This is a genomic window from Kibdelosporangium aridum (assembly GCF_900176515.1).
In the GTDB taxonomy this organism is placed as follows: Bacteria; Actinomycetota; Actinomycetes; order Mycobacteriales; family Pseudonocardiaceae; genus Kibdelosporangium; species Kibdelosporangium aridum.
Genome location: NZ_FWXV01000008.1, coordinates 448,902 through 473,748, shown reverse-complemented (window position 1 = coordinate 473,748; position 24,847 = coordinate 448,902). Strand labels below are relative to the sequence as shown.

At 65.7% G+C, this 24,847-nt stretch carries 20 protein-coding genes; 8 read left to right on the top strand and 12 right to left on the bottom strand.

What is annotated here, in order from left to right; all coding sequences use genetic code 11:
* Positions 1 to 170: 170 nt before the first annotated feature.
* Entirely contained in the window at positions 171 to 845 is a 675-nt protein-coding gene (locus tag B9C43_RS37935) for a hypothetical protein (protein WP_143446882.1), read from the top strand.
* Positions 846 to 880: 35 nt separating this feature from the next.
* Here B9C43_RS37935 and B9C43_RS37930 read toward each other — a convergent pair whose 3' ends face one another.
* Together B9C43_RS37930 and B9C43_RS37925 are read right to left on the bottom strand one after the other, a co-directional pair.
* Positions 881 to 1,537, bottom strand: coding sequence for a response regulator (locus tag B9C43_RS37930; RefSeq protein WP_084431754.1), 657 nt, complete (start codon positions 1,535 to 1,537; stop codon positions 881 to 883).
* Positions 1,537 to 2,661, bottom strand: a complete 1,125-nt coding sequence (locus B9C43_RS37925) for a sensor histidine kinase (protein ID WP_200825871.1) — start codon at positions 2,659 to 2,661, stop codon at positions 1,537 to 1,539. The genes B9C43_RS37930 and B9C43_RS37925 overlap by 1 nt, the downstream gene beginning before the upstream one ends.
* 119 nt (positions 2,662 to 2,780) lie before the next feature.
* On the opposite strand from B9C43_RS37925, the gene B9C43_RS37920 reads away from it, so the two are divergent.
* Positions 2,781 to 3,830, top strand: coding sequence for a DUF418 domain-containing protein (locus B9C43_RS37920; protein WP_200825870.1), 1,050 nt, complete (start codon positions 2,781 to 2,783; stop codon positions 3,828 to 3,830).
* 94 nt (positions 3,831 to 3,924) lie between these two features.
* Here B9C43_RS37920 and B9C43_RS37915 read toward each other — a convergent pair whose 3' ends face one another.
* Both B9C43_RS37915 and B9C43_RS37910 read right to left on the bottom strand, forming a co-directional pair.
* Positions 3,925 to 4,536, bottom strand: a complete 612-nt coding sequence (locus B9C43_RS37915; protein WP_084431748.1) for a hypothetical protein — start codon at positions 4,534 to 4,536, stop codon at positions 3,925 to 3,927.
* 2 nt (positions 4,537 to 4,538) lie between these two features.
* Positions 4,539 to 5,456 carry a helix-turn-helix domain-containing protein gene (locus B9C43_RS37910; RefSeq protein ID WP_084431746.1) on the bottom strand — a complete coding sequence of 306 codons (918 nt, stop codon included), beginning with the start codon at positions 5,454 to 5,456 and terminating at the stop codon, positions 4,539 to 4,541.
* Positions 5,457 to 6,155: 699 nt separating this feature from the next.
* Between B9C43_RS37910 and B9C43_RS37905 the strand changes: the two genes are divergently transcribed.
* Positions 6,156 to 6,830: a lipase family protein gene (locus B9C43_RS37905; RefSeq protein ID WP_084431744.1), complete on the top strand. Its 675-nt coding sequence runs from the start codon at positions 6,156 to 6,158 to the stop codon at positions 6,828 to 6,830.
* A gap of 200 nt (positions 6,831 to 7,030) precedes the next feature.
* Positions 7,031 to 8,809, top strand: coding sequence for an ABC transporter ATP-binding protein (locus tag B9C43_RS37900; protein WP_084431743.1), 1,779 nt, complete (start codon positions 7,031 to 7,033; stop codon positions 8,807 to 8,809).
* Here B9C43_RS37900 and B9C43_RS37895 read toward each other — a convergent pair.
* Both B9C43_RS37895 and B9C43_RS37890 read right to left on the bottom strand, forming a co-directional pair.
* Entirely contained in the window at positions 8,795 to 9,199 is a 405-nt protein-coding gene (locus tag B9C43_RS37895; RefSeq protein WP_084431741.1) for a MerR family transcriptional regulator, read from the bottom strand. The two genes, B9C43_RS37900 and B9C43_RS37895, sit on opposite strands and share 15 nt — an antisense overlap.
* An 82-nt stretch (positions 9,200 to 9,281) precedes the next feature.
* Positions 9,282 to 9,593: a hypothetical protein gene (locus B9C43_RS37890; RefSeq protein ID WP_084431739.1), complete on the bottom strand. Its 312-nt coding sequence runs from the start codon at positions 9,591 to 9,593 to the stop codon at positions 9,282 to 9,284.
* A gap of 181 nt (positions 9,594 to 9,774) precedes the next feature.
* On the opposite strand from B9C43_RS37890, the gene merB reads away from it, so the two are divergent.
* The 3 genes from merB (at position 9,775) to B9C43_RS37870 (ending at position 16,314) form a co-directional block, all read left to right on the top strand.
* Complete coding sequence (merB, locus tag B9C43_RS37885; protein ID WP_084431737.1) at positions 9,775 to 10,425, top strand: alkylmercury lyase family protein; 651 nt, start codon at positions 9,775 to 9,777, stop codon at positions 10,423 to 10,425.
* A gap of 296 nt (positions 10,426 to 10,721) precedes the next feature.
* Complete coding sequence (locus B9C43_RS55965; RefSeq protein WP_143446879.1) at positions 10,722 to 12,746, top strand: hypothetical protein; 2,025 nt, start codon at positions 10,722 to 10,724, stop codon at positions 12,744 to 12,746.
* A 163-nt stretch (positions 12,747 to 12,909) separates the two neighbouring features.
* Positions 12,910 to 16,314 (top strand): AfsR/SARP family transcriptional regulator, encoded by a 3,405-nt coding sequence (locus B9C43_RS37870; protein WP_084431731.1) that lies wholly within the window; start codon positions 12,910 to 12,912, stop codon positions 16,312 to 16,314.
* A gap of 60 nt (positions 16,315 to 16,374) precedes the next feature.
* Here the strand turns inward: B9C43_RS37870 and B9C43_RS37865 are convergent, their stop codons facing one another.
* Positions 16,375 to 17,007 (bottom strand): TetR/AcrR family transcriptional regulator, encoded by a 633-nt coding sequence (locus tag B9C43_RS37865; RefSeq protein ID WP_160096975.1) that lies wholly within the window; start codon positions 17,005 to 17,007, stop codon positions 16,375 to 16,377.
* Positions 17,008 to 17,177: 170 nt separating this feature from the next.
* Here B9C43_RS37865 and B9C43_RS37860 point away from each other — a divergent pair, with 170 nt between their 5' ends.
* A complete protein-coding gene (locus tag B9C43_RS37860) occupies positions 17,178 to 18,341 on the top strand; it encodes an FAD-dependent oxidoreductase (RefSeq protein WP_084431727.1) in 1,164 nt (387 codons plus the stop codon).
* Positions 18,342 to 18,497: 156 nt separating this feature from the next.
* Here B9C43_RS37860 and B9C43_RS37855 read toward each other — a convergent pair whose 3' ends face one another.
* From B9C43_RS37855 to B9C43_RS57820, 5 genes are all read right to left on the bottom strand, one after another.
* Positions 18,498 to 19,499: an RNA polymerase subunit sigma-70 gene (locus B9C43_RS37855; RefSeq protein WP_084431967.1), complete on the bottom strand. Its 1,002-nt coding sequence runs from the start codon at positions 19,497 to 19,499 to the stop codon at positions 18,498 to 18,500.
* 107 nt (positions 19,500 to 19,606) lie between these two features.
* On the bottom strand, positions 19,607 to 21,148 hold the full coding sequence (locus B9C43_RS37850; RefSeq protein WP_084431725.1) for a tripartite tricarboxylate transporter permease: 1,542 nt from the start codon (positions 21,146 to 21,148) through the stop codon (positions 19,607 to 19,609).
* A gap of 45 nt (positions 21,149 to 21,193) precedes the next feature.
* Positions 21,194 to 21,688, bottom strand: coding sequence for a tripartite tricarboxylate transporter TctB family protein (locus B9C43_RS37845; protein WP_160096973.1), 495 nt, complete (start codon positions 21,686 to 21,688; stop codon positions 21,194 to 21,196).
* Positions 21,689 to 21,748: 60 nt separating this feature from the next.
* Positions 21,749 to 22,735 carry a Bug family tripartite tricarboxylate transporter substrate binding protein gene (locus B9C43_RS37840; RefSeq protein WP_084431722.1) on the bottom strand — a complete coding sequence of 329 codons (987 nt, stop codon included), beginning with the start codon at positions 22,733 to 22,735 and terminating at the stop codon, positions 21,749 to 21,751.
* Positions 22,736 to 22,768: 33 nt separating this feature from the next.
* Positions 22,769 to 24,811: a CoA transferase gene (locus tag B9C43_RS57820; RefSeq protein WP_200825869.1), complete on the bottom strand. Its 2,043-nt coding sequence runs from the start codon at positions 24,809 to 24,811 to the stop codon at positions 22,769 to 22,771.
* Positions 24,812 to 24,847 lie beyond the last annotated feature (36 nt).

Here is a 24,847-nt window from a genome sequence, read left to right as displayed (position 1 = left end):
CATGGCGTCGGGCTACCCGAACAAGCCCTCGCTAACCAGCTTCCCTAACAACCGTGCCGCGAAGCTGGCGTGTACCACTGATGATTCAGGTTTATGTACGTCACCGGGCGTAGATCGAATGGGCACACGTGACGTACTCGTGGCCGCCACGACGTGGGGATCGTGGGAATATGACACGAATTGCGTGGATAGTTCTTGTGGGACAGCTGGTCGCCGCGATCGGGAGCGGCCTGCAGTGGCTGGCGGCGCCGCAGTACCTGCCACCAGGGCTGATCTATATCGCGGGGGCGATCGTCATCCTGCTGCTGGAACGGCGGTCACGGTGGGCGTCCATGGGCGCGGTCGCGATGTCGGCATGGATCTTTTACGGCGGCCTGAACAGCGGCTCGCTCACCAGAGGCCTGTCCTCCACAAAGGACATAGTGGCGGTCGGCAACTGGGTGATGGTCGCCGGACTCGTGGTGTCGGTAATTGCCGCGGTCGTGGCGATGACCGTTACGCGCTCATCGGAACCGCAGGTAGGGCAACGTACCGCCGTAACGGTCACTTCGTCGGGACTGCTGGTTTACGCGGTCGGCAACGCCTGGATGGGCGGGTGGGACCTGAGCCGGCCGGGACCGATCCCCTTCGCGGTGCTGGCTTTGCTGGTGGCGCTCGTGCGGTACCGGTTCATGGTCATGATCAGCATCGTGATGTCGATCGCGTTCCTGGAAGGCACGGTCTCCCGGCTGAGTTCGGTCGGCTTCGGTTCGGCGGCGCTGATGATGGCCGGGCTGGTCATGGCGTTGGTCGCGGGAGTCGTCGCCGTTGTGCCGCAACGAACAGCACAGCCCGCGTCCGGCTGATCAAGGGGCGCGCGAAAGTGATCTCACTGTGCTGGTCATGTTCTTCGCATGATCTGGTTTTCCCATGCCCAGGCGGCTACTTCGACGCGGTTGCGTAGGCCGAGCTTGTTCTGGATTCCGGACACGTGGCTTTTCACGGTGCTCAGGGAGATGAACAGTTCTGCGGCGATCTCCCGGTTGGTCCGGCCGCGGCCGATGGCACGGACCACCTCGGTCTCGCGTTCGGACAATGGCTTTGTGGCGTGGGTGAGTGTTGTTCTTTCGGTGGCGGTGATGTGGCGCAGGAGCCGCAAGGTGATCGAGGGAGAGACCAGAGCGTCGCCGGCGTTGGCGGCGCGGACGGCTTCGACGAGTAGGCCAGGGCCGGCGTCCTTCAGGACGAAACCGAGGGCGCCGCCGCGCAGCGCGCCGTACACGTACTCGTCCAGGTCGAAGGTGGTGACCATGACTACCCGCAGCGGGTTGGCCACGCCCGGGCCGGCCAGGGCGCGGGCGACTTCGATGCCGTCCAGGCGAGGCATCCGGATGTCCACGAGGCACACGTCCGGGCACAGCCGCCGGGCGAGTGCCACGGCCTCCGCGCCATCCGCGGCTTCGCCCACCACCGTGATGTCGGGCTGATCTTCCAGAATGAGCCGCAGGCCGCGGCGGACCATTGCCTGATCGTCAGCCAGCAGTACGGTGATCGTCATCAGCGCTTCCTCATCACAGTGGGCAGCGTGGCCAGTACGGACCAGCCGCCGCCGGGACGCGGGCCCGCCGAGAGCACGCCGTCGAGTGCTTCGACGCGTTCGCGCAGGCCGACAAGTCCATATCCGGCGCGATGCAGTGCGGGCGCCGGTGGCGCATCGTCAACGACCTCGACAGTGACACGATCCTGATCCTGGCTGACGTCGACCGAGACCGAGCGGGCGCGCGGGGCGTGCTGCGAGACGTTGGTCAGCGACTCCTGCACGATGCGGTAGACCGTGCTGGTGATCTCCGGCTGCCACACTGGCTCGCCCTCGGGCAGTTGCAGGCGTACCCGCGGGCCGTGCTTGGTGAAGCGACGGACCAGTTCGCTGAGCTGTTCGGGCCCGAGCAAGCCCGCCGTGACGTCTTCGTCACGCAGCAGGCCGACGACACGGCGCATCGCCGTCAGCGCCTCGGATCCCGCAGTCTCGATGTCCGCCAGCGCGCCGTCGAGCTCTTCCGGTTGCTTACGGCGGACGATCCTTGCCGCCTGCGTCCGCAAGACGACACCGGTGATGTGGTGGGCAACGATGTCGTGCAGTTCTCTCGCCAGCTCGAGCCGTTCGTCGCGGCGCACCTTCTCGATCACGGCCCGTCGACGGCTGTCACGCAGTCGCCGGAGCAGTCCGATCGTGACAGCAGCCAACCACCCCATGCCGTTGAGCACCATCACCGGCGATGAGGCTGGATCGTGGGCCGTGAACGCACTGCCTGCGGCGACTGCCAGACCGGCGGCGGCGACAACGCTTGCCGGAAGCGGCTGAAGTGTCCTGATCGCGGCGGCCACGAGGACGGTAAGCGCCAAGGTCATCGCCGGACCAGGCTGGCTCGGCAGATGGGCGAGACGGGCCACCAGAACGGCCACTGCGGCAACCGTCAAACCCGCCACAGCCAGGTACGCCAGGTTACGTCGGCGCATCAGGGCGATGATGCATACCACTGTCCCTGCGGCGAAGTCGAACTGCCAGTAGGTTCCGCCCCAGCTGCCGGAAATCCTGGCCGCCCAATACACAAGCAGCGCCGCGAACGCTACGCCGAGCGCCACATCGGTCATCGCCCTGGCCGATCGGTTCCACCCACTCACCCGGTCAGGCTACGAAACGGCGTGCCCTGCGCAGCATCGGTCAAAAGTACGACCGCATGCCGGTCAACTGTGCTTTGAGCCGATGCGGCCACTGTGGGCGGGCGCACAAGATGCCGCCTATGTCCACTCAAGACCTCGTGCCCGGCCGCCGACGGATCGTGGCGCTCGACGTCATCCGCGGGTTCGCGCTGTGCGGGATCCTGCTCGCCAACATCCAGCCGATCGCCAACGCGGGCGCGGTCGTCATCTCCGAGGCACCGTCCGGTCACCACGACGGCGGGGACGCCTGGCTCGGGCTGCTGGTGGTGCAGCGTTTCTTCCCGATCTTCTCGCTGCTGTTCGGGATCGGGTTCTCGTTGCTCCTGCGAGCATCCACGGACCGCACCACCAGCCCGCGACTGCTACTGCTGCGTCGGCTGCTGGCCCTGCTTGTGATCGGTGCGGCGCATTTCCTTCTGTTGTGGCGCGGCGACATCCTGTCGACGTACGCCGTCGTCGGCATCCTGGTGCTGCTGCCGTCCACCTGGCTGCCGCGAGCGGTCGTCGCCGGACTTGGTGGCGCGTTCCTCGGGGCGTCGCTGATGCTCGGCGACGGCAGGTTCACCCTTGTTGCCGGGCTGTTCCTGCTGGGGACAACCCTCGTGCGATACGGCGTGATCGACCGGATCGAGCAGTCCACACGGCACCCGGCGTTGCTCGGTCTCGGGCTCGCCGCCGCGGCCGCACCCACCCTGTGGTGGCAGGCCGGTCTGCAGGCAACTGACCCGGCGTTCCACCTCGCCCTCACCGTAGCGGGACTGCTGCTCGGCGGGACTTACGTGTGCGGCTTGCTGCTCCTGCTCAAAAGCCCGCTACGGCAGGCCGTCCAGACGGTGTTCGCCCCATTGGGCCGGATGGCGCTGACCAACTACCTGACTGCCACCCTTCTCGTGCTGGCGACCCGGAACATACTCGGCAGCCCGCCGGAAACCTGGTCCATCCGGACTGTACTTGTCATCGCCGGAGTCATCCTCACAGTTCAGTGGATCTGGTCCACGCTCTGGCTTCGCCGATACCACCAAGGACCCCTTGAATGGCTCTGGCGGTGGGCGACCTGGTTGCGTCGCCCACCCCTGCGGCGTGAGTCCCGGAGCGCATCGACAGGAGGCCGCGCTCGCGGAACGGGGTGATCCGGAAGCGCCCAAGGACCAGGGTCGCCTCTGTGGCACTCGCCCCTGCCCTGCTCGTCCTGATCGCTGCCATCCGCGAGACGGCCCAACGTGGCTACTGAGCAGGCTCGACGTACGGGCGGAGACGGTTGGCCAACTCCGCGTGGTCGGGGCTCGCGGCGAGGTGTGGCTGATCGCCCGCCTCGTACGTGATCACCTTGGGGCACAGGGTGTCCTCCAGGGAACCGGGAACAGTGAACGTGGTGAGCAGGGTCTTGGTGGCTGCCTCGTAGACCTTGTAGGTGTAGGTCGCTGCCAACACCGGGATCGTCTGTTGGTTGTTGTAGCCCGTGCACTGCTTACCCTCGCCCTCACCGATGCCGTGACGGTACTGGCAGACCACGACCTGCACCTGGTTCTTCGCCTGCCAGGCTTTCTGTTCGAGTTCGTACGTGACGTCGTACATCTTGCCGTCTTCGGGCGGGTTGGGGTCAGCACCCTCCACTCTGGAGTCCCGGTCGTAGACGTCGAAGACTTTCGTCGGACGCGGCCCGGTCGCCGACATGGGCGCCACCTCGCCGTCCAGCAGCGAGGAGGCCTTGACTTCCGCGTTGTCGTGGGAGTCCGGGCAGAACGCGTCCGGCGGCTGGTCGAACACGCCACCCAGGGCGAGCCCGGCTGCTCCAAGACCAGCCACCAAGACCAGCACCAGCAGGAGACGACCCATGCCTATTCCCTGTCCAGAACCTGATCCCGGAACCGACGGGGCGACATGGCGAACTCCGCCCTGAACAGCTTGCCGAAATGGCTCGGGTCGCGCAGTCCCCAACGCGCGGCAACGGAGTAGACAGGCAGATGTATCAGATCAGGATCGGCCAGGTCGCGACGAATGCGCTCCAGCCGACGTCGCCGGATGTGCTCGCATACGGTCTCGCCCCGGTCGCGGAACAGACGATGCAAGTAGCGCAGGGACACATGATGGGCAGCTGCGACTGTCGCGGGCGACAGGTTCTCGGCGAGATGACGGTCGAGGTATTCGAGAATCTGTTCGAACAGCGGGCTTTGCTCATGCCCGCGGTCGACGTCGCGAATGACGGTACGGAGTAGGTACACGATGTGTTCGCCTACTTCGCGCCTGGACACCGGGCCGAGTCCCGGGGCGGAATGCACCAACTCGGTGAGGGCGGCGGCGAGCACCCTGCCTGTGGGGGTATGCGACAGCCGCGTGTCCGCTGTGGCGCCAACGGTGGCCTGCGCGAGCGACGTCGTTGCGGCATCGAGCGTCATCACGAGGTAACGGTACGGTCCGTTCAGTTCTAGTTGGAACGGTCGGACTCCGGTGTACAGAACGAACTCGCCACTCTGCAGCTTCATGGTGTGCCCGCTCTGCTCCAGCGTTCCGCTGCCAGACAGCAACAGACCGAGCAGGTGTTGCGTGGTCGGGACAGGCGACGGCACCGGCCGGACCTGAACCCAGTCGTCGCCGACAACGTCGCATGCGACCAGCAATCCGAAGTGGTGCGACCGCATCTCGGCGTGGTAACGCACCTTGGTGCGCACCAATACGGAGTCGCGGGGATGACGAGTCGCGTTGGTGTCCAGATAGCCGAACACCAGCGCACCGTCCTCTCGGTGTTCTACCGGCATAGCACACCTCCAGCCGTGCATCGTGGCACCACAATTGTGCGTTGCCTTACCAGGCGGGTCACGACGTGTGCCGGATGCTGCCTCAGTGGCCGCGATCGCAGATGCGAGCCGCCCGGCAAACGGAGGTTTCATGCGGTTGAAGATCACTTCGAAAGCAGTCGTTGCGGTTGTGGCCGCCATGGCGATGTCGGTGATCGTGGTGTGCACGTCCGCCGGCGCGCAACCGGAATCGGGAGCGGTGACCCTCGCCGCACAGAAAATTGGACCGCCAGGCACCGGATTCTGGACCATGGTGCCGGAGCAGGTGCCGTCCGGAGCCAAACCTGGCGATGTCCTCTGGGTGCAGCGCCGCACGGACGCACCTCGCGGCGCGCGCGGCTGGAACGTCGTCTACGTCTCCGAGATCCAGCCTGGTCTGAAGAAGTACGTCTCCGGGCAGGTCTTCGCGCCGAACCGGCTGTCAACACGCCCACGCGACGTCGTGCTGTGGAACCATCCCACCGCCGGGATGACCGACGACTGCGCACCCTCCAGGCAAACGCTGAACACCGCCGATCCTGATCTGAGCAACACCAACGTCATTCCGGCGATCCAGGCACTGACGGACGCCGACCACCTGGTTCTGGCCAGTGACTACCCGGGACTCGGACTGGCAGGGCCCGAGTACTACATGCAGGCGATCCGAACGCAAGAGCGGCGCTGGATCTCGTCCGCGCCGCGCGCACTATCCCAGAACTGCGCGCATCGGCGAAGTTCGTCCAATACGGCTGGTCACAAGGTGGCCAAACCTCGGGACACGTCGACGCGATCGCCTCGTCCTACGCACCGGAACTTCGCCCGATGGGCACCGGACTGATCGCACCGGCCACCAGGATCCGGGATCTCACGCTGAACTCGATGCGTCACAAAGGTTTGGGTGGATACGTGATCGCCACACTACGCGGAATCCAGGCAGCCCACCCCAACCTCAAGTTCCGGGACTTCCTGACTGCGGAAGCCATGGAGGCACTGCCCATGCTGGCTGACGGCTGCTGGGACATATGGAGCCGAGGAAGCCAGTTGGTCAATCCTTACCAGCCTGACGCGATGGCCGCTGACCGCGTCTGGTCCCGGGCGATGGCCGCGATCGACGACTTTCACCCAACCGGCACCATGCCGTACGCGATCTTCCAAGGGACGGCTGACGACACCGTGCCCCCAGCGTTCACCCGGCGCGAATGGGAAGTGCTGTGCACAGCCGGATCCAGGGTTCTCTACAACGAAATCGCTGGCCGTGACCATGGCTCCATCGTGGCGGACGCGGCCAGAGCACTGCCGCGCTGGTTCGCCGACCGATTCGCTGGCAAACCAGCGCCTGACAATTGCCCTTCGTGAGTCCGCTTTTCGACACTTCCCGGCACGCTGTGCTCATGAAGTTCACCTCCTCCATCACGCACACTTGAACATGTCATTCAGCGCCAACGCTTCCGACTTTGTGCTCTCAAGGTTAGGTTGCCGATGCGTACCGACGTCCGGGCGACGTTGTTGACTCTGTACCTCGGTACAGCGTGCATGCTCGGCGGCGGAGGTCATCGGTGAGCACACAGACCAGTCAACCGGCGTGGCGAGTCCTGCTGGGTTACGTTCGTCCGTTCCGCTCTGTGCTGGTGTTGGGCGGTGTCCTGAGCCTGGCCACGGCTGCCGCAGGTTTGGCACTGCCGCTGGTCGTGCGGGAGCTGATCGAGGGATTCGGCTCCGGCGCCGAGATCAGCGGTCTGCTGCTGGTGATGACGCTCCTGGTGCTGACCAACGCCGCGATCGGCGCGTTCGGGAGCTTCCTGCTCGAACGCACGGCCGAGTCGGTGGTGCTGGCGGCTCGGCGGCAGCTGGTGTCCCGGTTGTTGTGGTTGCGCATCCCGGCTCTGGACGAGACTGAGCCTGGTGACCTGATGTCGCGGGTCAGCGCCGACACGACACTGCTGCGCGAGGTGAGCACGCAATCGCTGGTCTCCGCGGTGACCAGCTCGCTTACCCTCGTCGCGACCGTCACGATGATGGCCTTGCTGGATCCGGTGTTGCTGCTGGTCACCTTGGCCGCGCTCGGCCTGGCACAGGTCGTGCTCGGCGTCGTGGTGCCGCGAATCTCGCGGGCCGCCAAAGTCGCCCAGGAATCAGTCGGGACGATGAGCGCGGCATTGGAACGCGCGCTGGGCAATCTCCGTACGGTCAAGGCATCCACGGCGGAACAACGCGAGCGCGATCGCCTGCATGACGCGGCGCTGGAGGCATGGCGTGGTGGAGTGCAGGCTGCGAAGTGGCAAGCGGTCGCGGGCAACACCGCCGGGCTGGCGATCCAGTTGTCGTTCATCGTGGTGCTCGGCCTCGGCGGCGCCCGCGTCGTGTCTGGTGCGATCGATGTCGCGACGCTGGTGGCGTTCCTGCTGTACCTGTACTACCTGATGCCGCCGATGCGAGAACTCGCCCACGTCGCTACCCAATACCAAGTTGGTGCCGCCGCCGTCGCACGCATCCAGGAAGTCGAATCTCTGCCTGCGGAGCCAGATGAGTCGGCTGCAGCGACCGCTGTCGAAACAACACCGGCCGCTGTCGCGTTCGAACAGGTGCATTTCCGCTACAGCGCCGATCTTCCGGAAGTACACCACGGGGTCACCTTCGCCATCCCGCCCGGCGGCATGACCGCGTTCGTCGGCCCGTCCGGTGCGGGTAAGACCACGGTGTTCTCGCTCATCGAACGGTTCTACGAGCCCGAATCCGGGCGGATCCTCATCGACGGCACCGATGTACACAGCTGGTCGCTGGCCGAGTTGCGTGCTGCCATCGGCTACGTCGAGCAGGACGCTCCCGTCCTGTCCGGAACGCTGCGCGACAACCTGCTCTTCGCTGCTCCGCGCGCCAGCGACGCCGACCTCGACCAGGTTCTCGCGGTGACTCGGCTCGAGGCCATGATCAGCCGCTTGCCCGACGGCCTGGATACCGTCGTTGGCCACCGCGGCGTCAAGCTCTCCGGCGGGGAACGCCAGCGCGTCGCGATCGCCCGGGCCCTGCTTCGCCGTCCACGGCTGCTGTTGCTTGACGAGGTCACCTCACAACTCGACGCGGTCAACGAAGCCGCGCTGCGAGAGACGATCGCCGAAGCAGCTCGGACCACCACCGTGCTGGTCGTGGCGCACCGGTTGTCCACCGTGACCATGGCCGATCGCATCGTCGTGATGGACACCGGCCAGGTGCGCGCCGTCGGCACCCACACCGAACTGGTCGCCGCCGATCCGCTCTACGCCGAATTGGCCACGACGCAACTGCTCGCCAACACCGACAACGGCGGGATCGCCGCCGCGGAATCATCCATGCCCTGACTGGCGAGCTATCTCTCCGAGGATGGGACAGTCACGCAACTCGCGGGGTTTGGCGCAGGTCGCCACCAGCTGCTCCAACGCGTCGCGCATGGCAACGAGGTCGGCGATACGCCGGTTCAGGTCGACGACTTTGTTGGCGGCCAGATCGCGCGCCGCGGCGCAAGACTGCGGACCGCCTTCGGCCAGGTGCAGCAAGTCGGCGATGTCGGAGAGGGTGAAGCCGAGCTCCTGTGCCCGTTTGACGAACCGCACCAGGCGGACAGCTTCAGGTGGGTAGCTGCGGTAGCCACCTGGCGTTCTGCCGGGTTCGGGCAGCAAGCCGAGGCGTTCGTAGTAGCGCAGCGTCTGCGGGTTGACGCCTGCCTGGGCGGCGAGCTCGCTGGTCCTCATCCACACAGTGTCAACCCTGTACCGAGCTACAGGGTCAACAACGCGCGAGCACCCCCCGTTTCGTCGGGCCCTGCCCAGACACTCACGAGCAGCGGTCTAGCTCGAGGGCATTCCGCAACATCGCCGACGACGGCACTCCACTGACCCGGCCGTCCTCATCCCGGTAGAGACGACATGACACGCTCGGCGCACGCCTCGGCTCCCCGAACGGATCAACGCCATTGATCAAGATCGTTGGCGACCCCGTCATACCCAGCGCCGCCGCCCGATCATCGTCATCGACTTCCAGCGACTCGATCTCGACATCCTGACGCCCCTCAAGCAACCCACTGAGCCGCTCTGTCAGCAAAGCCACACTGGGACAGTCCGCAACGTGCAACAGCCGGATCTCCACCTGATCACCTCCACATCGGACACTCCAAGTATCGGCCCGGTACCCGGGTACGAAGTCAACCGCTTCGCACTGTCCACTATGGCCACTCCAGCGCAGGTTGACCTTGTTCTCCAGTACAGGCTTTACGGTGGTCATACCTTCTCCAAGGGAGGCCAACCATGAGAAAACCCATGGTCCGTCGATGGATCGCGCCGATCCGCAGTTGACCAAATGCTCAGCTGTCGGCGCATTGGGCCTGCAGGCCCGGCGACTTCACCACCTGCTGTTGACCCACTTCGCCGAGACCGGTCACGCGCCGAACCGGCTGGACCTGAACACAATGGCCCACGACCACGGCGTCGAGCCGGACAGTGCGATAGAAGAACTAATCGCTCGAGACCTTTTCGCCGTCGACGATCACGGCGAGATCCGTGCAGCGTATCCGTTCTCCCCCAAACCCACGAACCATGTCATCACGTGGTCGGGTGGACCGCGGACCTACGCGATGTGCGCCATCGACGCCCTGGGGATCTCAGCCATGCTCGACCGCCCGGTCACCATCACCTCCGCCGAACCCGCGACCGGCACAACCATCACCATCGAAGTCGACCGCCACAAAGCACACTGGAGCCCGGCGTCCGCGGTGGTCCTCGCTGGTGCGACGGACGACACGTGCTGCGCGTCAGTCGACCGCACGTGCAGTCACATCAACTTCTTCACCGGCACCACAGCTGCGGAGATCTGGCAAGCTGCTCACCCGCACATCACCAGCACCGTGCTCACCCAGCAGGAAGCTCTGTCCTGCGCCATCGCTGAGTTCGGCGACTTCATGCGGTTCGGGCGCCCGCTGTGACAGACCACGCAGGAGGCGTTGCTTGGGCATCCGCGAGTCCGACGGCTGCCTGATCCTTCACCCCAACGAGTGCTTCGTGACCATGATCACCAAGCACGACGAATAACGCTGTTGCCGCAACAGAACCCCGAATGCGACCGCGAGCGAAACGACCGTCCCTCGACGCGCGGCCCGTTGCTCCTTAGTGTCCTTCAGTCGTATGAACTCGAGCGAGAACACTGTCGCGTCAACACCGAACCGGCGTAAGCGGAATGTTCCGGTACGAACCGAGACATTGGTCGATGAGAATCAGCGGCATGACTGAGACAGCGCCGGATGACGCCGTTACCGTCCCCGCGAACGATGATCGACCGCACTCGCCCGCCATAGCGGGATTTGCCGCCGTGGCGGCGGCACTCGTCGGGGTCGCGGCGGTCATGCTCTACGGATGGACGTCCGAGGAGGGCTGGCATCTGCTCATCACGCTGAGCATGATCATCGCGGGAGCGCTGATCGCCCGGCCGGCGAATGACCCGGACGTGCGGCGGACCTGGGTGCTCGGCCGTTGGGTGCTGACCGGGATCGGCGCGGCGGGTGTGGTGCTCGGGGCGTACCTCGCCGGGTTCGCGTTGGTCGACCTGTCGATTCCGGACGGTCCGTTCTTTGGTTCCCAACGGCCGGAACTGCCACCGCCTGTCGTGATTCTGCTGATGCTGTACGGAGTTCCGCTGATCGCGCTGATCATCCTCGCCGTTCGTGGGCTGACGGCCGGCCTCGTCGGCATCGGCGTGGTCACGCCCGTACTGGCTGTGTCGATCATGGGCGTGGCCGGCGCCAACGCTTCGGTGATCGCTCTCTCGTCGTTGGTTGTGGCCATCGCGTGTGTCCCGATGGCCCTGCTTTCGAAGACACGGTGGGGCAGCCTCACGATCCTCATCGGACTGATGGCGGCGTCGTTCGCGGTCGGGGCTGGAGTGTCGCCGTTCGGCTCGCTGGCGACCAGCACGAACCGCCCTGCGACGAAGGCGACCGAAGCCGCCGTCGGCACCCTTCCAGAGGGGCTGGTGCCGGTGGTATTGGTGCTTGCGCTCGGCGCGGCAGCCGTACTGCTGGCTCTCGCGGTGTCGCGCCAGGACGTGGCCAGCGGATTGGTCGGTGCTGCGCTGTTCTCGGTGCCGCCCGCGTATCTGCTGATCCCCACACTTATGACGGGCGAGGGCGTCCACGTGAGCAGGTCGTTGGCACTCGCTGCGATCCCACTCGCTGTTCTGCTGGTCGCGCTGATCGCGTGGCGGGCTTCGGCTTTACGCGACGTGGTCGCGCGGGCCTTGCGGCTGCCTGCCGTGCACCCAGCGGTATTCGCCGCTGCGGCCGGGGTGGCGGCGGTGACGCTGACGGTGTACAGCCTTCCCGCTTTCGGTTTGCCTGGCCGGGTTTCCGGCGTGATCACCCTGGCGGTGCTGGCTGCCGCGGCGGTGCTGGCGGTACGGCTGCCAGGGTTGCCAGGCGCGGTGCTGGCAGCGGTGACCCTGGTCGCCCTCCAGCTCGGTGCGCCGTGGCTGCGCCTGATCAACGGCGACCGTGGGTTCCAGAACGGCTTTGTGGACTGGCAGATCGCGGCGATAGTGGGCCTGATTGTCGCCGTCGCGGCTGCCGTGGTGCTGGTCTGGCGTCACCGGCAAGCAGGAGTCTGGGCGGCTGCCGCCTATCTGCTGGCCGGAGCCATGGCCAACGTGCTGTGGGCACTGTTGGGCGCAGACCGGCTGTCGTCGTTCAGTCGTGACGGCGATTTCACGGCGATCACGGTTCTCGTTCTGCCGCTGCTGGTACTTGGCGTACCCGCGGCTGTGGCGGCGCTACGTGGCAGCGCCGCCGGTCAGGCCGTTGGGACGGTGTTGGTTGCTGCGGGTGCGTTCATACCGCTGAATGTCTTGGTCAGCGAGCTTCCGTCCGGCGGTGACTCGCCTACCGACGTCGCACTCCAGTTCTCGTTCGCGCCGTTCACCCCGACCAACGTCGAAGGCGTCGCGCGATTGCTTGACCCCGGCGCATGGACGCTGGCCGGTGTCCTGGTGATGCTGCTACTTGCCTTGGTGCTGCTGGCATCCACGGCACGGCGTGCGTCCGCGCCGCTCGCCGCCACGATCACGTTGGCCGTACTTGTCGCCGGGCAGGTCGCCGTCGTTTCGGTCGGGCGGGAGTGGGGCGTCGACGTCACCGACAGCATGTTGGGGATCTTCGCAGGCGTGGCCGTGGTCCTCGGAGCGGTCGCCATGTTCGCGGTGGTCACCCGCACCGGTGTGAGCGTGCACCGCCCAACCGGTGATCAGACAAGGTACTGACAGCAAAAGGTCTGAAGGAGGCGGCCCGACCCCCTTGACGTTCACACGGACCGCCTCGGAGTCAGAGTGGCCGTCCATTCGTGTGAACCCCTTGCCAACTTTCTGCATTGCCCTGGTCAAGTGCGCTATCCCTGTAGAGGGACGCCGCACGGGGGAGGCGGGAATGTCGGTAGAGATCGCCCTACTGGGCGAAGTGACCACTTACGTCGAGGGGCGGTCGGTGGACCTCGGGCCCGCCCGGCAACGGTGCGTGCTGGCGGCACTGGCCGTAGACGCAGGCAGGCTGATGCCGGCGGAACGATTGATCGAGCGGGTCTGGGGTGCCGACACACCCCGGCGGGGACGGGCCACACTGCACAGCTACATCTCACGGCTGCGCGGGGCTTTCGCTGGCGCCATGACCATCGTCCACCGCTCAAGCGGATACATGCTGGTGGTGGACCAAGCGAATCAAGCAGTGGATGTGCTCCGGTTCCGCGATCTGCGCGACCGCACCCGCGACACAGACGACGACACGCACAAGGTGGCGTTGCTGACCGAGGCGTTGACGTTGTGGCGTGGAGAGCCATTGACCGGCTTAAGCGGGCAATGGGTGGAAAGCGAGCGTGAGCGGTGGCAGCACGAGCGATGGGCTGCTGAGCACGACCTGGTCGACGCCCAGCTCCGCACCGGCCACGGCGAGGAGCTAGTGGCACAACTGTCCACACGGGCCGCACAACACCCGCTGGACGAGCGCGTGGCCGGCCAGTACATGCTGGCGCTGCACCGCGCCGGGCGCTCAGCCGACGCCCTGGATCACTACCGGCACCTACGAAAACACTTGATCGAGGAGCTGGGTACTGACCCCGGCAGCGCGCTGCGGAACCTGCAGCGGCAAATCCTTGCCGCCGACCCCAGCTTGATGCCCCGGCCGTCACGCACAACGGTCGAGCCGGTGGTGGTGCCCCGGCACCTGCCAGCCGCACCGGCGTCATTCGTCGGCCGCAGAAATGAGTTGGACAGGCTCGACACCACCCTGCGCCCAGGCATCGAGCCGGCCGGTGCAACGGGTGCCGCAGTACTCATTTCCGCACTCGGCGGCGCCGGCGGGATCGGCAAGACCTGGCTTGTGTTGCACTGGGCTCATCACAACGCGCACCGGTTCCCCGACGGACAACTCTTCGTCGACCTGCGCGGCTTCAGCCCTGACAGCAGCCCGCTCACCCCTTCGACGGCAGTACGCGGCTTCCTCACCGCCCTTGGCGTCGATCCCGGGCACATCCCCACCGACCTGGACGCCCAAGCCGCCCTGTACCGAAGCAAGGTCGCGGGCAAGCGCATGCTGATCGTGTTGGACAACGCCGCCGACAGCAGCCAAGTCGAGCCGCTGCTACCCGGCACGGCCACATGCACCGTCCTGGTCACCAGCCGGAAGAAACTCGCCACGCTGATCACCCGCTATGGTGCCCGCCAAATCCAACTGGGCATCCTCACTCGTCAGGAAGCACACGCACTGCTCACCACGCGCCTCGACCCAGCACGCGTTGACACGGAACCCGAAGCGGCCAATACGTTGATCCGATTGTGTGGGCACTACCCGCTGGCATTGGCCATCATGACCCGCCAGGCCCACACCCGGCCCACCATCCCGCTCGCCGAATTCGCAGCCGAACTGCGCGACCTCGGCCTCGACGCGTTGAACAGCAACGACCCCACCGCCAGCCTGCCTGCCGTGCTGTCCTGGTCCCTGCGCGGCCTGACAGCCAAGCAGCGAACGGTTTTCGCCCTCCTTGGCGTCGCCCCCGGAATTGACATCAGCCTGCAGGCTGCCGCCAGCCTCACCGGCCTGTCTCCTGAGAACGCACGTGAGGCGCTGACCGTCCTTGAGGACGCGTCCCTCCTGGACCGCCACGCACACGGTCGCTACTCCATGCACGACCTGATCCGGGACTACGCCACCGCCCAACACCTCGCCGACGACACACGGGAAGCAGCACTGCGGCGGGTGACCGACTTCTACGCCCATACCATTCTCTCCGGCCTGCAGTTCCTCGCCCCCGCACGTGCCCGGCAAATCCGGCTCGAACCGCCCTTACCCGGAACACAGCCCTACTCGATACCCGACGCTCCGACGGCCATGGCCTGGTTCAACGCCGAACACCACAACCTGCTCGCCGACGACCTGCTCCAACGCGTGCTGGCTACCATCGGGCCACGGAGTTCGTCCGGTGAGGTACTGCTCGTGGCACTGGTCAGCGTGTTGTTCCGGCTCACCCATGACCCGGAAGCCCTTACCAGGCAAGCACTCGCGGCGTCGAGCGACCCGGTGCGCTCCGAGGAACTACGGCAGTTGCTAGCGGCGATCATCTACCGAGGTGGTTACCGAGGCGGCAGGATTGACACGCGGCAAAAGGCCATCCTCACGCTCGCCGAGTCCACAGTAGACGATTCCTTGCCGGACGTATGGCGGCTGCGGCGCAAGAGCATGCTGGCCTTCCTGCGGCGTAACGTCACCGAGTTCGACAGGTCCGAAATGGACACCGAGGCCGAATACGCCGAGGCCGTCCGCCAAGGCGATGACTACCTGGTGGCGCATGCGTTGCAGACCCAATGGCTGGTCGCAACGCTCCAGCGGGACCACGAGGCCGCGCTGCGGCATATCGACGCGGCCGTCGCCATTGTGCGCGACAAGGCAGATCTGGCCGGCATGCACTTCGACCTGTTGGACAACCGGCTGTCCACTCTGCAGAACCTGGATCGGCTCATGGACGCGGACGAGACATTGCGTTCGGCCACCAAGCTGGTGTCCGAACACCAACTGCCCACCGGTGCCAATGTGTCGGCCGCAGTGCATCACTACTGGACTGGGCAGTGGAACGACGCGCTGCGGGAGTTGCAGGCCACCAGCACCGAACTCGACCCAGCCATGATCACCTACACCGACCTGATGGACAGTGGACCGACCGGTTTGTTGCTGCACGGCGTCTCCGCGCTGATCGCAGCCAGGCGTGCCGAACACACAACGCTGGCCGCCAAACTCGACGCCGCCGAGAACTACTCGATGATCACCAAACCCGAGCGGGAAAACTGCGACTTCCTTCTCGCGGCGCGGGCAACCGCCGCGATCCAACGTGGCGATCCGGCCGCAGCGCTGGCTCACCTGGCGCCAGTGCTCGATCCCACGTACGCCGAGATGATGCTACGGCACCAATGGCTACCGGACGTCGTTCGGCTCGCTCTTGAGATCGGTAATGCCGAGCTGGCCGAACAGGCGTTGGCCGTCGCCGAGATGGAGGCCGCCCGCGAGCAGGTGCCCGCCCGTGCTTACACGGCCTTACACCGATGCACGGCACTCGCGGCCGGGGATCCGGAACCGGCGCTGGTGGCCGTCTCGCACTACCGGTCGGTGGGCAGGCCAGTGGAACTGGCGTCCGCTCTGGAGGAAGCAGGCACCCTGTTGGCTGCACGTGACCTGCTAGGAGAAGCGACTGCGGCGTACCGGGAAGCCTCACGCATGTTCGCGTCACTGGGCGCTGACTGGGACATGGCCAGGGTCACCTCCCGGATGAGCCGATTGGGCATTTGCTAGTGCATCGCAAGAGAATCCGCCGATCAACGCTGCGCTAGCTGTACTGCCTGAATCCCGGCATCACGCGGGCGGTCGCGGGTCTGTGGCCGTGTTCAGGCCGTCCAGGAGCAGGTCGAGGCCCGTGGTGTATTGGTCGCGGTCGTCGTGGTCGCGCAGGTCCGTGGTGGTGCGCGTCAGGAAGGGGTAGTCGGCGGGGTCGAGTTTTTCCCAGCGTTCGGCGGTCTGGGTGAGGTAGGCGTCGCGGCTGGTGGTCGCGCCGACGGTGATGCGTGGGGCGATGATCTGGGCGCTGACGCCGGTGATGTAGTAGGAGATCGCGGTGGTGACCGCGAACTGCCGTTCGGCGGGCAGCCCGGTTCGGGCGACAAGGGTGCCGATGCGGTCGAGCAGGCGCAGTGCGTTCGGCAGCGTGGCTGGCGCGGTGACGTGGGACGCTGCCCACGGGTGCCGATCAAGGACATCGAAGACGGCGATGGCAAGTGCGCGCAGCCCGGCGATGGCGCCTTTCTCGAGGCGCGGGGCTGCGGCGAAGGCGCGGCCGAGCACCTGATCGGCGGCCAGGGTGACGAGCTCGTCCTTGTTCGTTACGTGCCAGTACAGCGCGCCGGGTCCCGTGTTCAGCTGTTTGGCCAGTAGCCGGAAGGTGAGTCCTCGCTCGCCGCGCTCGTCCAGCAGCGCAACGGCCGCGTCCACGATCACCTCCTGCGAAAGGGCATCGGCGCGCCCGCCAGTAGGTGCTCTTCCGCGCGTCCGTGGCATGGCCTCATTTTGACACACCCTGGAACAACGTTCCATACTGCTTATGGAACAGCGATCCATATAGGTGATCGGGCGCGCTCCGTCCGCACAGAAACGAGAAACCCATGAACACCAGCCACCACCCGATCGCCATCGTCGGCGCCGGCCTCGGCGGCCTGACCCTCGCCCGGGTCCTGCACGTCCACGGCATCCCCGCAACGGTCTACGAGGCCGACCCCTCGGCAAAGTCCCGCACGCAGGGCGGCCAGCTCGACATCCACGAAGACGACGGGCAACGCGCGCTCGCCGACGCCGGTCTCACCGACGAATTCCGCGCGATCATCCACGAAGGCGCTGAGGCGTCGCGCGTACTCGACCAGCACGGCAAGCTGCTGTTCGAGGCCCCTGACGACGGCATGGCGCGGCGTCCCGAAGTGCTCCGCGGAGATCTGCGTCGAATCCTGCTCGAGTCCCTGCCCGACCAGACGGTGCAGTGGGGGCGCAAGGTCACCGGTGTCCGGCCCCTCGGCGACGGCCAGCACGAGCTGACCTTCGCCGACGGCGCGACCGTGACCAGCCGTCTCCTCGTCGGTGCCGACGGCGCCTGGTCGAAGATCCGCCCGCTGCTCTCCGACGCCAAGCCCGAGTACATCGGCACGACGTTCATCGATACCTACCTGTACGACGTCGACGAGCGGCACCCCGCGACAGCCGAGATGGTCGGTGTTGGCGCGATGTACGCGCTGGCCCCAGGAAAGGGGATCATCGCGCACCGCGAGGCAGGGAACATCCTGCACACGTACGTCGAACTGAACCGCTCCGCCGAGTGGTTCGCCGGCATCGACTTCGCTGATACCGCCGCCGCGACCGCTCGGGTCGCGGCCGAGTTCGACGGGTGGGCTCCTGAGCTCACCGCGTTGATCACCAACGGCGAGACCGCTCCAGTCGCGCGCATGATCCACACGCTCCCGGACGGACACCGATGGGAGCGTGTGCCCGGGGTGACGTTACTCGGCGATGCCGCGCACCTGATGCCGCCGTCCGGCGACGGCGCGAACCTGGCGATGTTCGACGGCGCCGAACTCGCCAAGGCGATCGCCGCACATCCCGGCGACATCGAAGCGGCACTCACTGTCTACGAAAAGGCACTGTTCGCCCGTAGCGAGCCCTTCTACGCCGACGCCCACGAAATGCTGGACCTCTGCCTCGGTGACCGCGCACCGTTCGGATTCATCGACCTCTTCAACGGCGATCCCCAGGGACAGGACGGCGTGCAGGGGCATCGCTGAGCCACCCGTGGACAGCGATGAGGCAACCGGCCCCTTCGTTGCGTTCCGAGTGAGCTGTTGACCGACTCGCTGGAGACGCCCCGCCGGTAACGCCGGCGGGGCGGTGGTGTTCGCGTTGTCGCGTTGGTGTTCAGCTGGTCGGGGTGCTCAGTGTGATCACAGTGTCGGGGGCAGGTCCAGCCATGGTTTGTCGGTGGCGTCGAAGCCGGTGAGCTCGGCGATCTTCCCGTCGACGATGTGCAGGACCGCGATGGCGAATAGCCGGTACTCCGGGTCGTCGGGGGTGCGGAGGTACAGCACGGCGGCAGGCATGCGGTTGACCGTCGTGGTGATACCACGCCAGTCGTCGTAGCCGCGCTGGAAGAGCCCACCGGAGACCCAGCCGTCCACCGCGTCCTTGGCCGTCGTGGTTCCGGTGCCCGACTCGGGCAGCATCGCGAAGCGCAGGTCGTCGCGCAGCAGGGACGTCAGCCCGTCGAGGTCGTTGCGCTCATGGGCGTCGATGTACGACTTCACGACGCCGCGCTCGTCGCTCGACAGCTCGTGGGTGGCGGGGCTCCGCCAGTCCTGGCGGCGGTCGGGCAACTGCTCGCGCATCGTCACGCGCGCCCGCTGCAGTGCGCTGGTCACCGATGCGACGGTCAGCTCGAGGGCGTCGGCGGCCTTCGACGCCGGCCAGCCGAGGACGTCGCGCAGGATGAACACCGCCCGCTGCCGCGGCGGCAGGTGCTGGACGGCGACGATGAACGCCAGCTCGATCGTTTCCCGCGCCACCACCGATTCCTGCGGGTTCTCGGGGAGCATCCGGTCGGGGTACGGCTGCAGGTACAGCACCTCGGAGTCCGACAGCTCGGACGGTACGGGTGTGCGGTTATTGCGCTTTTCCAGGTAGTCGAGGCAGACGTTCGTCGCGATCCGGTACAGCCAGGTCCGCAGCGCGGCGTGGCCCTTGAACGACTCCCGCTTGTTCCACGCTCGCAGGAACGTCTCCTGCGTCATGTCCTGGGCGTCCTCGTAGTTCGCGAGCATCCGGTAACAGTGCACCTGCAGCTCACGCCGGTGGCGCTCCGTGATGAGCGCGAACCGCGCCGTATCGCCTGAGTGGACCGCCGCGATGAACGTGGCCTCGTCGGTGCCCAGCGGTCTAGCGTCGGTCATGGTCATCAATCCTTCCACCGGTGTGAGGGGGCTACCAGAACTGACGGTGCGGCGGAGGATTTCTGATCGGTGAAGCCGCTGACACGAGGCCATTCAGGGCGGACGGGTCAAGTCGATCCAGGGCCCAGACGGTTCCGGGTGATCGCTTTCGACACAGCGCGTGAAAGGCGGGGTGCGAAGATCGGAACGAAGATCAGCACGCTCATCACTGTGAGCAGGATGAGCGACTGTCCACGCTCGATGAAGATGGCGAAACTCCCGCCTGAGATGATCATCGTCTGCCGTAGCGTCTCCTCGGCGATCTGCCCTAGCACGAGTGCGACCACCATGGCGGCAGGCGACAGCCCGAAACGGCGCATGAAGTAGCCGAGGACACCGCACGCCAGCATGATCCCGACCTCGACGAAGCTGCTGTTCACCGCGAAGGTACCGACGAAGCACAGCACGATCACGACCGGCGCGAGGATCTTGAACGGCACCCGCGCGATGCTCGCGAACGCGGGAATGAAGAATATGTTGATGACCAGCAGCATCACGTTGCCGAGGTACATGCTGCCGATCAAGCTCCACGCGAACTCCGGGTTCTGCTCCATCAGCAGCGGCCCGGGCCGCAGGTTCCACATCAGGAAGCCGCCGAGCAGCACTGCGGTGGCAGCCGAACCCGGAATGCCCAACGTGAGAAGGGGAATCATCGCGCCAGCGGAGGCAGCGTTGTTCGCCGCCTCCGGTCCGACCAGGCCGTTCATCGCGCCCTTGCCGAACTTCTCCGGTGTCTTCGAGATCGACTTCTCCACGCTGTACGACATGAGCGACGCCACCGTCGCGCCGGCGCCTGGCGCCGTGCCCACGAAGAACCCGAGGAACGAGCCGCGCAGCATCGCCCACTTCGACTCGCCGAAGTCCTTCTTGTTCGGCCAGAAACCCCTGGCGCGAAGGCTGATCGAGAATCGGTTGGGCTTCTCCAGGTGACCGCCGCGGTAGATCGTGTGGAAGATCTCGCCGAGACCGAACAGCCCGATCGCGACCGGAACGAAGTCGATGCCGTCGATGAGCTCGACCGAACCGAACGTGTACCGCTGGTCCCCCGTGCCGACGGCGGGGCCGACGGTGGCGAGCGCGAAGCCGAGCAATGCGGAGATGGCGCCGAGCAAACGGTTCTTGCCGATGATGACCACGAGCGCGATCAGCCCAGCGAGAACGAGGAGGAACAGCTCCGGAGGGCCGAAATTGGACGCCAGGTTCGCCAGAGCGGGAGCCGCGACGCTGATGAGGATCGCACCGATCGTTCCGGCGACGAATGACGCGACGGCGGCCATGACCAGTGCCGGGCCGGCTCGCCCTTGTTTCGCGAGCGGATAACCGTCGAACGTGCTCGCCACCGTGGCCGACTCACCCGGCGTGTTGATGAGCACCGACGTGATCGTCCCGCCATACATCGCGCCGTAGTACACGGCAGCGAGCATGACGATCGCGCCTGCCGGCTCCAGCTGGAACGTCAGCGGCAGCAGGATCGCAATGCCTGCGGACGGACCCAAGCCCGGCATGATGCCGACGATCATGCCGACGAGTACGCCTGCCGCAAGCAGGAGCAGGTTCTCCGGCGTGGCGACGTTCGCGATGCCGCTGACGAGGTTGCCGAAAATGTCCACTTGAACGTTGCTCCGCTCGCTTCTCGAGCCTGCCCCGGTTCAACATCAGCTCAGATTGAGGAAACCTCCCGGCAGTCCGACATCGAGCAACTGACTGAACAACAGGTACAACAACGCGGGCAGCAAGACCGCCACCGCGATGTTCACGACATGCCTTCTCTGGTTGAGGAACGAGAGCGCCGCGAACAAGAACACTGCGGCCGACAACCACGCGCCGAGCGGCATGAACGCCGCGTAGAACGCGATGCTGCAAAGGATGACAGCGAGCAGGGCCTTGGGATGTTGACTCTCGGCACCGTCGTCGTCCGCAAGATCGTACGCCTGCGGCGCTTCCCCTGCCGCAGGTTGCCGGAGACTACGGCGAACGCTTCTGGCGAGAGCGATCACACATAACAACAGGGCAAGAAACCCGATGATGCGCGGAAAGAACCCGGCCGCGATGCGTCCCGAGGTCGAGGTCCATTCCATATCCATGGCCATCGCCGTGTACACCGCGAACAGGACGGTCAATGCTGTGAGGAACAGCGTCTGTGGATCCATCCACGGTCTCGGTGCGCGCGCCGCCTTCGACGACCGGCCCGTGGTCGGAGGGGTGTTCATCTACCTGGGAATTTTCTTGCGTGCCTTCAGGACGATCTCGAAGATCGAGTTGGTCTCATCGAGGTACTTCGTGAAGTCCGGGCCCCACCGGAGATCCTCGGCGAGGAAGCTGTCCTCGACGTACGCCTTCCAGTCCGGTGTCTCGACGACCTTCTTCATCGTCTCGATCCACCAGTCGGTTGCCTCTTTCGGAGCGTCGGGTGGGAGGATCAGGCCACGCGGCATCGTCGGCAGGCCCGGGTAGCCCAGCGACTGCGCGGTCGGAACATCCCGGTACTTCGGCAACGCTTCCTTGCCGGTGAACATCAGCGCGACGAGGTCGCCACTGTCGAGTTGCCCGATCACCTCGGACGGGTTGGAGACCGCGCCATCGACGGCGTCCGACGTCAGGGCGGTGATCAACTCGCCCTGGTCGTCGAACGGGACGTACGCCATCTTGAATCCCGCCTTCTCGGCCAGGATGTCGGCGACGATGAAGTCGACGTTCACTTCACCGATGCCTGCGATCGTCACCGAGCCCTTCTGTTTCGCCTTGTCCACCCACTGTTGCCACGTCGAGATGCCGGTGTCCTTCTTGACGACGAAGAAAAGAGCGTCGCTGGCCAGAAGGCCGACATGGGTGAAGTCGCGGTAGGTGAAGCCGGTCTTGGCCACGAGGGGTGATGTGATGAAGGAACCGGACGTCGTGGAAATGGCGTAGCCGTCGCCCTTCTTCTTGGTGAGGTAGCCCCAGCCAGTCGCGCCGCTGCCGCCCTCGCGGTTCTCGATAGCGATGTTGTTCGGGTACAGCTTGTCTTTTTTGAGGATGTCGACCAGCTTGCGGGCCAACTTGTCGTTGCCGCCGCCGGGACCGAACGCGACGGTCCAGTCCAGATCCTTGTTCGGATAACCGCTCCCTGAGCCACCGTCTTCACTTTGGTTGCAAGCCGCCGCGGTAGCGGCCAGAACCACGCTGAGAGCAATCCCCAGATATTTCGACGCCTTCACGTTTGGCCCCCTTACCAGGTCAACTGCTCGGGTCTAGCGGAACCTGGGCGTGCGCTTCTCCAGGAACGCACGTACTCCTTCGGCGTAGTCCTCGGTGTCGAAGGAGGTGTTGCGGAGTTTGATCGTGTCCTCGTCGTCCTCGACCTGACCTGAGAGAATTCGACCCACGATCTGTTTCGCCGCACGCACACTGAACTGGGCTCGGGTGGTGAGCAGCTTGGCGAAGTCGTACGTGAGTTCGTCCAAGTCCTCGACTGGGGCCACATCGTCAAGCAGGCCGAGCCGATGTGCCTGTTCGGCGCCGATCTGCTGACCGGACATGAGGATCCACTTCGTTCGTGCGGGACCCACCAGATCCACGAGCCGCTTGGTGGACTCGAGGCTGTACACGAGGCCGAGCTTCGCCGGCGTGATGGCCATCCGCGTGCGGTCGTCGCCGAACCGGAGGTCCGCCGACAGAGCAAGCCCGCAGCCGCCGCCGATGCAGTAGCCGTGGATCAACGCGATGGTGGGCTTCGTGACGTTCTCGATCGCGTGTTCTGCCGCGGCAACGCATTGGTTGTAAGACTTCGCATCCTTCGCGTTGCCACGTACTTCTTCGAACTCACTGATGTCGGCGCCGGAAGCGAACGCCGTCGTGCCGGCACCGCGGATCACGACGACCTTCACCGACTCGTCGGAGTCCAGCGTCGCGAACAGCGCGGGAATCGCCTTGTACATCTCGAGAGTGATGGCGTTGTGACTGTTGGGACGGTTCAACACCACTGTCGCGACAGCGCCATCGCGCTCGACTACAAGATCGTCCGACATCAGCCTGGCTCCGATACGGGGCGCTCTGTCGTTCGTGCCGATCTTGCCGACGCTTGCCGGGTGCAGTTCGGGGTGCGCGTCAAACGCGATGCCATCGGCATAGAGCGCGTCGATCTCGTCCTTGCTGAATCCCGCCTCGCCGAGGACCTCTGTGGTGTGCTGACCGAGCCAGGGCGCCGGTCCCCGGACCTTCACATCCAGACCAGAAAACCTGGTGGGCGGGGCGATCGTCTTCATCGCGCCGATGATCGGATGGTCAAGGTCGACGATCATGCCGCGAGACTGGATATGTGGATCGCGCAACGCCTCCTCATAGGTGAGGACGTGCCCGCCCGGAACGCCCGCCTTGTCGAGGATCTCCACCCACTCGTCCGTGGTCTTCGTCGCGGTGATTGCCTCGATCTCGGCCTCAAGCTGGTCGATGTGCGCCATCCGGTCCGGCAGCGTCGCGAACCGTTCGTCAGTCAGCCACTCGGGCTTGTCGACGACCCGCGTGACAAACCGCTCCCAGAGCCGGTCGTTGTTGGCGCCGATCGTGACGTAGCCGTTGATGGTCCGGTACGCCTGGTACGGGGTAGAACGGCGGTGGCGCGTGCCCGTCGGCTCGGGCGTCTCGCCGCCGCCGAAGTAGGCGCCGGACTCCCACACCGTCCACGCCAAGCCAGCATCGACGAGGGAGATGTCAAGGTGCTGTCCCCGCCCGGTTTTGGCCCGCACGAGCTCGGCAGCGAAGATCGAATAGACAGCGGTGACACCGGCCGCGATGTCGTTGATCGCGATACCGACCTTCGTCGGGCGGCCGTCGGGGTGACCGGTCATCCGGAGGAATCCGGCCGTACCCTGGGCCATGATGTCGAAGCCTGGACGGTCGCGATACGGTCCTGTCTGCCCGAAACCGCTGATCGAGCAGTAGATGAGGTCCTCGTTGCCGCGCTTGAGCGTCTCGTAGTCGATGCCGAGCCGCTTGACGACACCGGGACGAAAGTTCTCGATCACCAGGTCGGCCTCGGCTGCGAGCCTCAGAAACGCATCACGTCCGCGGTTCGCCCTGAGATCGAGCGACACGCTGCGCTTGCTGCGGTTGGGCATGGCGAACGGGTAGCTTTCACCGTTCACCTTCGGGGCCAGCCTGCGCGAGTCGTCACCGCTGACCGGCTGCTCGACCTTCACGACGTCCGCACCGAACTCGGCAAGGACCATCGTGCAGTACGGACCCGAGAGGAATCGGGTCAGATCCAGGATCCGGAACCCATCGAGGGGAAGCATCTGGGATTCCCCGTGTCCTTCCCTTGTCGTTCCCGC

Bases quoted from the DNA above. Each gene is read 5' to 3' on its own strand.
- B9C43_RS37845 (WP_160096973.1), bottom strand. From the start codon at position 21,688: ATGGATCCACAGACGCTGTTCCTCACAGCATTGACCGTCCTGTTCGCG.
- B9C43_RS37920 (WP_200825870.1), top strand. From the start codon at position 2,781: ATGTCCACTCAAGACCTCGTGCCCGGCCGCCGACGGATCGTGGCGCTC.
- B9C43_RS37870 (WP_084431731.1), top strand. From the start codon at position 12,910: ATGTCGGTAGAGATCGCCCTACTGGGCGAAGTGACCACTTACGTCGAG.
- B9C43_RS37860 (WP_084431727.1), top strand. From the start codon at position 17,178: ATGAACACCAGCCACCACCCGATCGCCATCGTCGGCGCCGGCCTCGGC.
- B9C43_RS37930 (WP_084431754.1), bottom strand. From the start codon at position 1,537: ATGACGATCACCGTACTGCTGGCTGACGATCAGGCAATGGTCCGCCGC.
- merB (WP_084431737.1), top strand. From the start codon at position 9,775: ATGGATCGCGCCGATCCGCAGTTGACCAAATGCTCAGCTGTCGGCGCA.
- B9C43_RS37915 (WP_084431748.1), bottom strand. From the start codon at position 4,536: ATGGGTCGTCTCCTGCTGGTGCTGGTCTTGGTGGCTGGTCTTGGAGCA.
- B9C43_RS37855 (WP_084431967.1), bottom strand. From the start codon at position 19,499: ATGACCGACGCTAGACCGCTGGGCACCGACGAGGCCACGTTCATCGCG.
- B9C43_RS37895 (WP_084431741.1), bottom strand. From the start codon at position 9,199: ATGAGGACCAGCGAGCTCGCCGCCCAGGCAGGCGTCAACCCGCAGACG.
- B9C43_RS57820 (WP_200825869.1), bottom strand. From the start codon at position 24,811: ATGCTTCCCCTCGATGGGTTCCGGATCCTGGATCTGACCCGATTCCTC.
- B9C43_RS37910 (WP_084431746.1), bottom strand. From the start codon at position 5,456: ATGCCGGTAGAACACCGAGAGGACGGTGCGCTGGTGTTCGGCTATCTG.
- B9C43_RS37935 (WP_143446882.1), top strand. From the start codon at position 171: ATGACACGAATTGCGTGGATAGTTCTTGTGGGACAGCTGGTCGCCGCG.
- B9C43_RS55965 (WP_143446879.1), top strand. From the start codon at position 10,722: ATGACTGAGACAGCGCCGGATGACGCCGTTACCGTCCCCGCGAACGAT.